11 protein-coding genes are annotated in these 13,182 nt (G+C 69.9%); 3 read left to right on the forward strand and 8 right to left on the reverse strand.

Annotation, left to right across the window (positions count from 1 at the left end):
- The first annotated feature begins 192 nt into the window (after positions 1-192).
- On the forward strand, positions 193-1,107 hold the full coding sequence (kdgD, locus tag NGJ44_RS18500) for a 5-dehydro-4-deoxyglucarate dehydratase (RefSeq protein WP_251864962.1): 915 nt from the start codon (positions 193-195) through the stop codon (positions 1,105-1,107).
- A gap of 65 nt (positions 1,108-1,172) precedes the next feature.
- Here the strand turns inward: kdgD and NGJ44_RS18505 are convergent, their stop codons facing one another.
- Entirely contained in the window at positions 1,173-2,150 is a 978-nt protein-coding gene (locus tag NGJ44_RS18505; protein ID WP_251865037.1) for a S66 peptidase family protein, read from the reverse strand.
- A 376-nt stretch (positions 2,151-2,526) separates the two neighbouring features.
- Between NGJ44_RS18505 and galU the strand changes: the two genes are divergently transcribed.
- Positions 2,527-3,375 (forward strand): UTP--glucose-1-phosphate uridylyltransferase GalU, encoded by an 849-nt coding sequence (galU, locus tag NGJ44_RS18510; RefSeq protein ID WP_053246798.1) that lies wholly within the window; start codon positions 2,527-2,529, stop codon positions 3,373-3,375.
- Between the two features lie 385 nt (positions 3,376-3,760).
- Entirely contained in the window at positions 3,761-5,989 is a 2,229-nt protein-coding gene (locus NGJ44_RS18515) for an NADP-dependent isocitrate dehydrogenase (protein WP_053246799.1), read from the forward strand.
- Between the two features lie 120 nt (positions 5,990-6,109).
- Here the strand turns inward: NGJ44_RS18515 and NGJ44_RS18520 are convergent, their stop codons facing one another.
- The 7 genes from NGJ44_RS18520 to NGJ44_RS18550 all read right to left on the reverse strand — a co-directional run bounded on the left by NGJ44_RS18520 (position 6,110) and on the right by NGJ44_RS18550 (position 13,155).
- Complete coding sequence (locus NGJ44_RS18520; RefSeq protein ID WP_251864964.1) at positions 6,110-7,678, reverse strand: ArnT family glycosyltransferase; 1,569 nt, start codon at positions 7,676-7,678, stop codon at positions 6,110-6,112.
- 151 nt (positions 7,679-7,829) lie between these two features.
- Positions 7,830-8,582: an amino acid ABC transporter ATP-binding protein gene (locus tag NGJ44_RS18525; RefSeq protein WP_251865039.1), complete on the reverse strand. Its 753-nt coding sequence runs from the start codon at positions 8,580-8,582 to the stop codon at positions 7,830-7,832.
- A gap of 25 nt (positions 8,583-8,607) precedes the next feature.
- On the reverse strand, positions 8,608-9,261 hold the full coding sequence (locus NGJ44_RS18530; protein WP_251864966.1) for an amino acid ABC transporter permease: 654 nt from the start codon (positions 9,259-9,261) through the stop codon (positions 8,608-8,610).
- 95 nt (positions 9,262-9,356) lie between these two features.
- The gene (locus NGJ44_RS18535; RefSeq protein WP_251864968.1) at positions 9,357-10,151 is read right to left on the reverse strand and encodes an amino acid ABC transporter substrate-binding protein; all 795 of its coding nucleotides are present in this window, start codon (positions 10,149-10,151) and stop codon (positions 9,357-9,359) included.
- 129 nt (positions 10,152-10,280) lie between these two features.
- A complete protein-coding gene (locus NGJ44_RS18540) occupies positions 10,281-10,640 on the reverse strand; it encodes a zinc ribbon domain-containing protein (RefSeq protein WP_251864969.1) in 360 nt (119 codons plus the stop codon).
- Positions 10,637-11,734: a thiolase family protein gene (locus NGJ44_RS18545; RefSeq protein ID WP_502802147.1), complete on the reverse strand. Its 1,098-nt coding sequence runs from the start codon at positions 11,732-11,734 to the stop codon at positions 10,637-10,639. Before NGJ44_RS18545 ends, NGJ44_RS18540 begins: the two co-directional genes overlap by 4 nt.
- Positions 11,735-11,841: 107 nt before the next feature.
- Positions 11,842-13,155: an MFS transporter gene (locus tag NGJ44_RS18550; RefSeq protein ID WP_251864971.1), complete on the reverse strand. Its 1,314-nt coding sequence runs from the start codon at positions 13,153-13,155 to the stop codon at positions 11,842-11,844.
- Between the last annotated feature and the right edge of the window lie 27 nt (positions 13,156-13,182).

Below are 13,182 nucleotides of genomic sequence, written 5' to 3' on the forward strand. Positions count from 1 at the left end.
CCGCCGCCCCGTTCGGCCCCACTGATGGCGTTGACGGATGGGAGCGTCGAATGTCGTCGTACAACATTCTATTCGTATTGGAATACGCTGGGACGATTCGGCGTGAACATGCTGTTTTATTGAGCTATTGCGGTGCGATGTTGTACGATGACAAGCTGTTTTCATCGACCACCCCTGCCCAGGACCCAGCCCATGACCCACCCTCAGGATCTCAAAGCCATCATCTCCCAAGGTCTGCTGTCTTTTCCCGTGACCGACTTCGACCGCAACGGCGATTTCGACCCCCGCGGCTATGCGCAGCGGCTGGAATGGCTGGCTCCCTATGGCGCCAGCGCCCTCTTCGCCGCCGGCGGCACGGGGGAATTCTTCTCGCTCGCGCCGCAGGAATATTCGGAGGTCATCCGCACGGCCGTGCAGAGCTGCGCCGGCAAGGTGCCCATCCTGGCCGGCGCGGGCGGCACCACCCGCACCGCCATCGCCTATGCGCAGGAAGCCCAGCGCCAGGGCGCGCAGGGCGTCCTGCTGCTGCCTCACTATCTCACCGAGGCGCCCCAGCAGGGCATCGCCAACCATGTGGAGCAGGTATGCAAGGCCGTGGACATCGGCGTCATCGTCTATAACCGCGCCCAGTCGCGCCTGGGCGCGGACACGCTCGCCGCGCTGGCCGGGCGCTGCCCCAACCTGGTGGGGTTCAAGGACGGCGTGGGCGACATCGAGGCCATGGTGCGCATCCGCCGCAAGCTGGGCGACCGTTTCGCCTATCTCGGCGGCCTGCCCACGGCGGAAGTCTATGCCTCGGCCTACAAGGCGCTGGGCGTGCCGGTGTATTCGTCGGCCGTGTTCAATTTCGTGCCGCGCACGGCCATGACGTTCTACCGCGCGGTCGCGGCGGACGACAGCGCCACGGTGAACCGCCTGCTGGACGACTTTTTCCTGCCGTACCTGGAAATCCGCAACCGTGTGCCCGGCTATGCCGTCAGCATCGTCAAGGCCGGGGCCCGGCTCGTGGGCCACGACGCAGGGCCGGTGCGCGCGCCCCTCACCGATCTCACGCCGGACGAAACGGACCGGCTGGCCGCCCTCATCGGGAAGCTGGGGCCGCAATAGCGGGAACCCCCGGCGCGGAAAGCCCGGTTGCACGGCCCCGCGCCGCCGGGACGACGCGCGCCGGATCAGGCCCCGCCGCCTTCCCCGGCCGGCGCGCCGGCCAGCGTCACGGCCTGTTCCAGCCGCAGCGCCGCCCTGGCGGTGTCCAGCGTGACGGTCGCGCCCAGCGGCAGGGTCAGGTTGGGCTCGATGTGGCCGCTGGGCCAGTTGGCCAGCACCGGAATGCCCAGGGGTTGGAAATGCGCCTGCAACAGCGGATACAGCGCGGCCTGGGCCGACTCGTCGTCCGAGCCCTGGCCGAGCAGCCGGCTGAACCGCCCCGCCAGCACGCCCTTGAGCCCCGCGAACTTGCCCGCCGCCCGCAATTGCGACAGCAGGCGGTCGATGCGGGGAATGGCCTCGTTCACGTCCTCGATGAAAAGAATGGCATCGCGCGTATCGATCGCATGGCGCGAACCCGTCAGCGCGCCGATGAGGGCCAGGTTGCCGCCCACCAGCCGGCCGGTGGCCACGCCGGGCGCGAGCGCCACCGGAGGCGAATCCGCCGGGGGCTCGATCCAGCTCCCCTGCCCCATCTGCCCGCCGAGCATGGCCCAGAGTTCCGGCTCGCTGCCGGCATCGGGCGCATCGCCCAGGCCATCCTGCGCGGGCATCGGGCCGTGGAAGGTGACGAACCCCGCATGACGCTGGATGGCCAGGTGCAGCGCGGTGATGTCGCTGTATCCGATAAAGGGCTTGGGATTCGCGCGCAACAGTCCGTAATCGACCTGGTCCAGCAGGCGCCAGGACCCGAAGCCGCCTTGCAGGCACCACACCGCGCCGATGGCGGGGTCGGAGAACGCCGCGTGCAGGTCCTGCAGCCGCGCCGCGTCGGGTCCGGCCAGGTAGTCGAATGGCGCGGGCATGCGGGTGCGCGCCGCCGGCATGACGACCGGGGCGAATCCGCGCGAGGCCAGCCAGATGGCGGCCCGGTCGGCGGCGCCCGGCGCGGCCGAAGCCGGCGCGACGATCGCGATCTGCGCGCCCGCGCGCAGCGCGGGCACCGGCGCCGCGGCCACCGCGCCCTGCCCCGCGCCGGAAGGCGGCATGGCCGGCCCGGCGCCCGGCCCGGGCGGCCGCCGGGCCGGGCGCGCGGCGCATCCCGCCAGGCCCGCCAGCCCCAGGGCGCCCGCGCCCAGCAGCAGGCGCCTGCGCGATGCGTTCGCGGTCCCGTCCGTATCGCGCCCCGCTTCCGCGCGCGCCGCTGCGCGCGCCGCCTCCGTCTGCCGCATGCCGCCTCGTTCCATTCCGAAAGAAAGAGCACATGGTAATCAAATCGCGGCCGGCGCGCCGGCCGGCACGCCAATTGCTCCTGGCGGCATGTGCCGCCCAGCCGGGGGCGGACTTTTCCGGCGCCGGCCGTCTCCGAGGAACAGAGCCATGCATCCCATACGCAAAGCCGTTTTTCCCGTCGCGGGGCTGGGCACCCGCTTTCTGCCGGCCACCAAGGCCATGCCCAAGGAAATGCTGCCCATCGTGGACAAGCCCCTCATCCAGTACGCGGTGGAGGAAGCCGTGGCGGCAGGGATGACGGAACTGGTCTTCGTTACGGGCCGCAACAAGCGCGCGATCGAAGACCATTTCGACCGGGTGCCCGAGCTGGAACAGGAGCTGGAGTCCCGGAACAAGACGGCGCTGCTGGAAACCGTGCGCAATGTCATCCCCGCTCACGTGAACTGCGTGTACACCCGCCAGCATGCCGCGCTGGGCCTGGGGCACGCGGTGCTGTGCGCGGCCAGCATCGTGGGCGACGAGTCTTTCGCCGTGCTGCTGGCCGACGACCTCATCGACGCGCCGCGTCCCGTGATAGGAGAAATGGCCAAGCTGGCGCGCGAATTCGGCGGCAGCGTGCTGGCCATACAGCGCGTGCGGCCCGCGCACACCGGCCAGTACGGCATCGTGGCGGGCCGCCCGGCCAGCCGCGGCGTGCTGCGCGTGGAGCAGATCGTGGAGAAGCCCGATCCCGAACACGCGCCCTCGGACATGGCCGTGGTGGGCCGCTACGTGCTGGACCCGGCGATCTTCCGGATGCTGGAGCGCACCGAGCCCGGCAAGGGAGGCGAAATCCAGCTCACCGACGCCATCGCCGTCCTGATGCGCGAGCGCCGCGTGTACGGCTACGAATACGAAGGGGTGCGCTACGACTGCGGCAGCAAGCAGGGGTTCTATCGCGCCACCATGGACATCGGGCGCAAGTATCACCAGCTCGGCGGCGGCGAGCCCGATTGATAATATGTCCCTGGTTTTGTCGGCCAGTCCGGCGCGCCGGACGGCCATCCGGAGGCCGCGGCTCCTCCCGCTGGACGAGGCGCGGTATTACAATGTTTGGCTCATGGCACCGCACCTTTCCGGGGGACGCGCCTCGCGCGGCCAATAACGGGCGGGCGGCGCCATGTCGAGCAGGCGCTTTCCGTTGCAAGCATGGGCGCGTCCGCTTTGCCGCCTTCTTCATGCGCCCAGGCGCCGGGCGGCCAAGCGAACGCGTCCGCGCGCGGCCATGCCGCGCAGGCGCCCGCCGAAAAGAACGACAACCACTCTTCGACAACATCTACGGCCTATGCCGCATAGCATGTCCGGGCGCGCGCCCCGCGCCGGCCGGGCGGATTCAAGGATCATGTCTCTTACTCCGAAGATTATCTATACCTTTACCGACGAAGCTCCGGCGCTGGCGACCCGTTCTCTGCTGCCCATCGTCCAGACCTTCGCCAAATCCGCCGGCATCACGGTGGAAACCCGCGACATCTCGCTGGCAGGCCGTATCCTCGCCGTCTTCCCCGACTACCTCGACGAACAGCAGAAGCAGGGCGACGCCCTGGCCGAGCTGGGCGCCCTGTGCCTGAAGCCGGAAGCCAACATCATCAAGCTGCCCAACATCAGCGCCTCCATGCCGCAGCTCAAGGCCGCGATCAAGGAACTGCAGGAACAGGGCTACAAGGTGCCCGACTACCCGGACGCCCCCGCCAACGACACCGAGCGCGACATCAAGGCGCGCTACGACAAGGTCAAGGGCAGCGCCGTGAACCCCGTGCTGCGCGAAGGCAACTCCGACCGCCGCGCCCCGCTGTCGGTCAAGAACTACGCCCGCAAGCACCCGCACAAGATGGGCAAGTGGACGGCCGACTCCAAGGCCCACGTGGCCCACATGGATAGCGGCGACTTCTACGGCACGGAAAAATCCACCCTCATCGAAGAAGCCGGCGACGTCAAGATCGAGCTGGTCGCCGCCGACGGCGCCGTCACCGTGCTCAAGGAAAAAACCCCCGTCAAGGCCGGCGAGATCATCGACGCCGCCGTGATGTCGGCCGCCCAACTGAAGCAGTTCCTGCAGGCCCAGATCGACGACGCGCGCGCCCAGGGCGTGCTGTTCTCGGTGCACCTGAAGGCCACCATGATGAAGGTGTCCGACCCCGTTATCTTCGGCCATGTGGTTTCGGTGTTCTACAAGGACGCGCTGGCCAAGCACGCCGACGCCCTCGCGCAGGCGGGCTTCGATCCCAACAACGGCATCGGCGACCTGTACGCCAAGATCTCGTCGCTGCCGGCCGAACAGCAGGCCGCCATCACCGCCGACATCGACGCGCTCTACAAGACGCAGCCGGCGCTGGCCATGGTGAATTCCGACCGCGGCATCACCAACCTGCACGTGCCCAGCGACGTCATCGTCGACGCCTCCATGCCCGCCATGATCCGCGACTCGGGCAAGATGTGGAACGCCCAGGGCGAGCTGCAGGACGCCAAGGCCGTGATTCCCGACCGCTGCTATGCCGGCGTCTACCAGGCCGTCATCGAAGACTGCAAGCGCAACGGCGCCTACGACCCTGTCACCATGGGCAGCGTGCCCAACGTGGGCCTGATGGCCCAGGCCGCCGAGGAATACGGCTCGCATAACAAGACCTTCGTCATCCCGTCCGACGGCACGGTGCGCGTCACCGACGCCGCCGGCAAGGTGCTGCTCGAGCATGCCGTGCAGGCCGGCGACCTCTGGCGCATGTGCCAGACCAAGGACGCCGCCATCCAGGACTGGGTGAAGCTGGCCGTGACCCGCGCCCGCGCCACCAAGACCCCGGCCGTGTTCTGGCTCGACGAAAACCGCGCCCACGACGCCCAGGTCATCGCCAAGGTCAAGCGCTACCTCAAGGACCACGACACCAGCGGCCTGGACCTGCGCATCCTGGATCCGGTCGAGGCCACCAAGTTCTCGGTCAAGCGCATCCGCGCCGGCCAGGACACCATTTCCGTCACCGGCAACGTGCTGCGCGACTACCTGACCGACCTGTTCCCCATCATGGAACTGGGCACCAGCGCCAAGATGCTGTCCATCGTGCCGCTGATGGCCGGCGGCCAGCTCTTCGAAACCGGCGCGGGCGGCTCGGCGCCCAAGCACGTGCAGCAATTCCTCGAAGAAGGCTTCCTGCGCTGGGATTCGCTGGGCGAGTTCATGGCCCTGGCCGAATCGCTGGACCACCTCGGCAAGACCTGCAAGAACGGTCGCGCCGAAGTGCTGGCCAGGACGCTGGACCAGGCCACTTCCAAGTTCCTGGACGAGAACAAGTCGCCGGAGCGCAAGGTGGGCGGGCTGGACAACCGCGGCAGCCACTTCTACCTGGCAATGTACTGGGCCCAGGCCCTGGCCGCCCAGACCGAAGACCGCGAACTGGCCGCCCTCTTCGCCCCGGTTGCGACCGCGCTCTCCGAGAACGAAACCCGCATCCTCGACGAGCTCAAGGCCGCCCAGGGCAAGCCGCAGGATATCGGCGGCTACTACCGCCCCAACGAGGCGCTCGCCAGCAAGGCCATGCGCCCGAGCCCCACGCTGAACCAGGCCCTGGCCTCCATCGGCTGACCCCCTGCCCCGGCTGTCCGCCTCGCGCGGACAGCGCCGGCGCAAGAGAAACCGGCTGTCTTTCGGGGCAGCCGGTTTTCTTTTTGGCGCGCGCCTGCCCACACCCCGGGCTGGCCGGAATTACCCCCCGCACAGGCGTTGCCGCAGCGCGGCGTCCGCCTCCAGGCGCCACACGGCGCGCCTGCCTTGGGCGTAGACGGGGGCCAGGCCCGCCAGCGCCGGGTAGCGCCGCGCGTCTTCGGGCACGCCCCAGACCCAGAAGCGCGCGCCATCGGGCGCCGCGCACAGGCGCTCGCGCCATTGCGCCTCGGAAACCAGGTTGCGCGCGCCCATGGCCGGGTCGAAGCCGGCGGCGTCTTTCAGCTCTTTGCGCCAATTGTCGCGGCGCGCGATGTCCGGGTCGGACCAGTCGTCCACGACCCAGGGCGCGTTGGCGCTGCGGGTGTAAAAGCCGAGGTCGAAGGGATAGGCGTGCAGCGTGACGATGACGTCGCCGCCTTGCATTTCGCCGCGCAGCGCCCGGGCCGCGGCGCTGGCGCTGTGGCGCGGCTGCGCGGCGGCGATCGCGATGGCGGCCGCGCACAGGGCCGACGCACCCGCGGCGGCCAGGCGCACGGGCCGGCGCGATCCGGCGGCCCAGCGCGGCGCGATGACCTCCCCCAGCAGCAGCGCCGCCGCCGGCAGCGCGGGCAGCACGTAGCCGATGAGCTTGGACTGCGGCATGGAGAAAAACGCCACCACCACCGCCATCCAGATGAGGGCCAGGCGGCGCAGCCCCTGCGGATCGGCCTCGCGCCAGAACGCCCGCCGGAACCAGGCCAGCGCCCAGGCCGACCAGGGCAGGCACAGCCCGGCCAGCACGGGCAGGTAGAACCAGAATGGCTGCGCGTTGTTGAAGCCGCCCTGCGAGAACCGCTGCAATTGCTGGTAGACGAAGAAATAGTGGAAAAAATCCGGATAGCGGACCTGCATGAACCAGAACCAGGGCACGGCCAGCACGGCGAAGAGCGCCAGCGCGGGCCACCACAGCAAGGCCCGCATTCCCGCCCCGTCGCGCCGCAGGCACAGCCAGCCCAGCACGATGGCGCCGGGCAGCGCCACGCCGATCAGCCCCTTGGCCAGCACCGCCAGCGCGGCCAGGGCCGCCGCCGCCAGCGACATGGCGCGGTACGGGCGTCCCTGCGAGCGGCGCAGCGCGGTATCGGCGGCCGCCAGCACGGCGAGCGAAATGAGCGCGGCCACCAGCATGTCCAGGTTGGCGAATTGGGCCGCGCCGTAGTAGAGCGGCATCAATCCCAGCGCCAGCACGCTCAGGCGCGCCTGGCGCGGGTCGCGGTAGCGGCGCACGAAGGCGTAGAGCCCGGCGCCGGCGCACCATGCGGCCAGCAGCGACGGCAGCCGCGCGCTCCAGGCGTGCAGCCCGAAGACCGCATACGAAAGCTGCGCCAGCCAGTAATACAGGGGCGGTTTGTGGAAGTACGGCATGCCATCCAGCAGCGGCACCAGCGGCGAGTCCGCGCGCAGCATTTCCCAGGCCACGCCGGCGTAGCGCCCTTCGTCCGGCAGCGCGAGCGCCCGGGCCCAGGCCAGGCATGCCAGCCACGCCGCGAACGCGGCAAGCACGCGCCAGGCAGGCCAGGCGGGCGAGGAGGCGGCGGGCGCGTCGCGGCGCAGTGCGGCGCTGGTCATGCCCGGCTCCGGCGCGCGGGCGGGAAAACAGGAACGGCGGGAAAACGGCTCATGGACGGCGGACTCCGGAATCGAAACAGGCCCCGGCACGGGGCCCGGCGATTATCGGAAGCCGGCCGTCAAACTTTCATGAAATCCGGCCGATGCCCGGCTACAGCATGTGGGCCAGGAATTCGCGCGTGCGGGGCGCGCGGGGCGCGCGGAAGAATTCCGCGGCGGCCGCCTCTTCCACGATGCGGCCCTGGTCCATGAACACCACCCGGTGCGCGGCTTCGCGCGCGAAGCCCATTTCGTGCGTGACCACCAGCATGGTCATGTGTTCTTCGGCGAGCTGGCGCATGGTGCGCAGCACTTCGCCGGTAAGCTCGGGGTCGAGCGCCGAGGTGGGCTCGTCGAACAGCATGATGTCGGGCTCCATGGCCAACGCCCGTGCGATGGCCACGCGCTGCTTCTGCCCGCCGGACAGCCTGCCGGGATAGTTGTCGCGCTTGCTGAAGAGCCCCACCTTGCGCAGCAGCTCCTCAGCCTGGGGCACGATGGCGTCGCGCCGCATGCGCTTGACGGTGATGGGCGCCTCGATGACGTTCTGCAGCACCGTCATGTGGGGAAACAGGTTGAACGACTGGAACACCATGCCCATCTTGCGGCAGATGCGCCGCACCTCGGCGTCGTTCGCGTAATGGCTGCGCCCATCGGGCCCGGGAGCGGCCAGGGTTTCGCCCTCGATCTCGATGCCGCCCTCGTCGATGGTTTCCAGGTGGTTCAGGCAGCGCAGGAAGGTGCTCTTGCCCGAGCCCGAGGGGCCGATGACCGCCACCACCTCGCCCTTGCCCAGCGTGAGCGACACCCGGTCCAGCACGCGGTTGGCGCCGAAGGACTTGACGATGTCGCGCGCGGCGATCATGACCGGACGCCCCGCCGGCTCCGCCTTATTCGTCGTATTTGGCATAGTGTTTTTCCATACGCTGGAAGAGCCAGGTCAGGATCAGCGTCATGAAGAGATAGAACACCGCCGCCACCAGGAACGGCGACGTGGTGAAATCGCGCTGCACGATGCCGCGCGCGGTGCGCAGGATGTCGTTGAGCGCGAGCACGTAGATGAGCGAGGTATCCTTCACCAGCGTGATGGTTTCGTTGCTCATGGGCGGCAGCACGCGCTGCACCATTTGCGGCAGCACGATGCGCCGCATGGTCTGCAGGTAGCTCATGCCCAGCACCTTGCTGCCCTCGTACTGGCCCCGGTCCACCGACTGGATGCCGGCCCGGAAGATCTCCGCGAAATACGCCGCGTAATTCAGCGCGAAGGCAACGACCGCCGCGGGAAAATCCGGCAGCCGCACGCCGACCACCGGCACGAAGGGCAGCGCGAAGTAGATGAACAGCATCTGCAGCATCAGGGGCGTGCCGCGCATCAGCCAGATGTAGCCGTTGACGAGCTGGCTCACCAGGCGCCACTTGGAGATCCGCAGCAGCGCCAGCACCAGGCCCAGCGGAACCGCCAGGGCCAGGGTGATGAAGAACAGCGTCAGGGTCACTTTCGCGCCCTGCGCCATGGGCCCCAGAAGGGAGAGTACGTAGTCCATGCGGAGGAGGATTCAAGGGCAAGCCCGCCGGCGCGCGGCGGGCGCGGCGGCGGGCTGCGGAAAGTCCCGGCCGGCGGACGGCCGGCGCGGGCGCGTTACTTGACGATATTGGCGCCGAACCACTGGGTGGCGATGCGGCCGGCGGTGCCGTCCTGCTTCATGGCGTCCAGCGTCTTGTTCAGCGCCTCCAGCAGCGCCGTGTCGTCCTTGCGCACGCCCACGCCGTAGTCTTCCGTGCCGAAGTTCTCGTCCAGCACGCGGTATTCGCCCGCGCGCTTGCTGATCAGGTAGCGGCCCACCACCTCGTCCACCACGATGGCGTCCAGCCGGCCGGCGGCCAGGTCCATCAGGGCGGTGACGTTGTCGCCGAATTTCTTCACTTCCTTCAGGCTGGCGGCTACGACGGCATCCTTGGCGATGGCGTCGACGGCGCTGCTGCCGTCCTGCGCGCCCACCACCTTGCCGGCCAGGTCGGCCTTGGTCTTGATGGGCGAGGCGGCGCCCACGATGACGATCTGGTGGTTGGCCATGTAGGGCGCGGTGAAGCTGATGTTCTTCTTGCGCTCCTCGGTGATGGTCAGGCCGTTCCAGAGCACGTCCACGCGCTTGCCGTTGAGCTCGGCCTCTTTCGCGCTCCAGTCGATGGGCTTGAACTCGACTTCCATGCCCAGGCGCTTGCTGGCTTCCTTGGCCATGTCGATGTCGAAACCCACGATCTGGTTCTGTTCGTCGCGGAAACCCATGGGCGGGAAGTTGTCGTCCAGGCCCACCACCACTTTCCGGGCCACGGCCGGCGCCTGGGCGCTGGGCTTGGGAGCCTCGTCGCCCTTGCCGCAGGCGGTGAGCATGGCGGTAGCGGTAATCAGGAGAACGGCTTTGAGTTTTTTCATCATTTTCAGGGGGCGCTTTGCGCGCGCAGGAAATACGCCGACAGGCTCGGCGGGCCGCGAGGCGGGTATTTTAGCCTTCTTGCGCGGCGCGTCCCGCGCGCGCCCCCGCCCGCGGCCCGGCGGACGTATTCAGGCCGCCGGCGGCGGACCGGTCCAGGGCAGGACGCGGCCTTGCGCGTCGGCCGCGCCGCGCAGCCGCACCCGCTGCCCGGCGCGGACGGGCGGCCCCGCCACGCGGGCCACGAGCTGCGGCCCGCGCGGCAGCGCCCGCAACGTGGCCAGCACGGTGTCTCCCTCCGGGCCCGGTACGCGGGTGCAGGCCAGCACCTCGGCCTCGTCCACCGACGCCGGGCGCGCTTGCCGGCCGCCGCAGGCCGGGCACCACAGGCGCCGCGGATACACGCGGTGCCCGCAAGCCCGGCATTCCCAGACGGCAAAGCCCGCGCCGCCGATTTCCGCCGCCCGCGCGGCGCCCGGGTCCATGCTCATGCTCCCTCCTTCAGCAGCACGGCCGCGTTGGCGCACATGCCGTAGCGCGTCTGCACCATGCCGTAACCGGTGGCGACGCCCACGCGGGCGCGCGGCACCTGGCGCGCGCCCGCCCGGCCCAGTAGCTGCCGCGCCACTTCCGCCAGGATGTGCATGCCGCCCGCCGTGCCCGGCTGCCCGGCCGACAGCTGGCCGCCGCCGGTATTGACCGGCAGGCGGCGGGTGGCGATATGACGGGCGACGAAGTCCGCCAGGCCGTCGCGCGGCGCCAGGCCGAGATCGGCTAGCTGGGCAAGCACCATGGCGGGATAGTCGTCGTAGACGCCGGCCACCTCCACCGCTTCCGGGCCCAGGCCCGCTTCCCGCCACAGCCGCGCGGCGAAGTCCGCAATGCCGGTCGACAGCCCGTCTCCCTCCTGCTGGTCGGCGTTGTAGCGCGCGCCGCTTGCCGCCAGCCGCACGCGCACGCCGTCGGCGCGCGCGGCCAGCACCAGCGCGCACGCGCCGCTCGCCACCGGCACGCAGTCCAGCCGGCCCAGGGGGTCGGCCACCATGGGCGCGGCCAGGTATTCCGCGAGACTCAGCGGCGCGCGGTAGGCGGCGTTGGGGTTGTGCGCGGCCCAGGCGCGCTGGGCCACGCACAGCGCGCCGTAGTCTTCGCGGCGCAGCCCCGCGGCCGCCATCTGCCGCTGCGTGAGCATGGCGAAAAGCGGATTGGGCCCCGCGCAGCCCAGCGGACTGAGGTAGTCGCGGGCGCTGCGGTTGTAGTCGCGCACCAGACCGGCGAAATCGTTCCGGGTGAAATGATCGCCCGCCACCAGCACGATGACGCGCGCCTGGCCCGCCTGCAGCGCGAGCCACGCCTGCCTGAGCAGGTTAATGGCGCTGGCGCCTCCCATCTCGTCCTGCATGCACCAGTTCAGCCGCAGCCCCAGCCGCCACGCCAGGTCAATGGCGCGGTCGGGCCGCAGCGTGAACGACGCCAGGCCCAGGCCGTCGACCTCGGCCGGCGCGATGCCGGCCTCCTCCAGCGCCTGGCGCATGGCCCGCGCGATCAGGCCCGCCGTGTCGCAGTCTGGCGGCGGCCGGCGCATGAAGGGCGTCTCGCCCACGGCCACGATGCCGGGCCCGGGGGCGCCGCCCGAGGCGCGGCCCTCGCGCCGGCCATGCCGGGGCACGCCCGGGAAACGGCCCGGCCTGCTCACGCCCGGTCCCGCCGCGCCGGCTCGCGCGTGAGCAGCAGCGTGATTACCGTAATCGCGGCCAGGCCCACCAGGAACCACGCCACCGGCGTGGCGCTTTCGTATTTGCGCAGCAGCGCCATGGCGATCAGCGGCGAAAGCCCGCCCGCGAACACCGACGCCAGCTCGTGGCCCAGCGCCAGGCCGGTGTAGCGCACTTCGGGCGGGAAGAGTTCGGCGAAATACGAGGGCTGGGTGCCGATCATGGCGGCATGGCAGACCGTGTTGCCCAGCAGGAACGCGGCGAAGATCCAGAACGGCTCGCGCGTCTCCACCATCCAGAAGAACGGAAACGCCGCCGCCATCAGCCCGGCCGAGCCCAGCAGGTACACCGCGCGCCGCCCGATGCGGTCGGACAGGTGCCCGAACCAGACCAGCGTGCCCAGCTCCACGAACATGGACAGCAGCACGCCGCCCAGCATGAGATCGCTGGAGATGCCCAGGAATTTGCCGTAAGCCAGGGCGAAGGCCAGGAAAATGTATGAGCCGCCGTTCTCGGCCACGCGCAGCCCCATGGCCGTGAACACCTCGCGCGGATAGCGGCGGAACACTTCCACCGCCGGCATGCCGCGGCGCGCCGTCTTGCGCGCCTGGACGAACGCCTCGCTTTCCGGAATGTGGCGGCGGATATAGAGGCCGATGCCGAAGATGAACACGCTCAGCAGGAACGGCAGGCGCCAGCCCCAGCTCATGAAGGCGTCGCGCGGCAGTTGCTGCGCCAGCATGAAGACGGCGGAAGACAGCACGAAGCCCCCGGCCACGCCGAGCTGGCTGAACGATGAAAAGAACCCGCGCCGCCTGCCCTCCACGGCTTCGCTGATGAGCAGCACGCCGCCGCCCCATTCGCCGCCCGCGGCCGCCCCTTGCAGGATGCGCAGCAGCACCATGGCCGCCGGGGCCCAGAATCCGGCCTGCGCGTAGGTCGGAAGCAGGCCGATCAGGAAGGTGGAGGCTCCCATGATGCCCAGCGTCCATTCGAGCGCGATCTTGCGGCCGCGGCGGTCGCCGATGTGGCCGAACACCACCCCGCCCAGCGGCCGGGCCAGAAAGCCCACGGCAAAGCCCGCGAAAGCGCCCATGGTGCCCAGCAGCGGATCCGTGCCCTTGGGAAAGAACAGCTCGCCGAACACCAGCGCGGCGGCCGTGCCGTAGATGAAGAAGTCGTACCATTCCATCGCGTTGCCGGCGATGGACGCCATCACCACCCGCCGCGTCCTGCGCCGCTGCGCCTGGCCCGCGGCCGTGGCCGCCGCGCCCTCGTATGCCATTGTCATTGCCGCCCCTTGATTGTGTGTATGCGC

Origin of the sequence: Achromobacter sp. Marseille-Q4962 (genome assembly GCF_943737005.1) — a bacterium.
GTDB lineage: Bacteria > Pseudomonadota > Gammaproteobacteria > Burkholderiales > Burkholderiaceae_B > Achromobacter.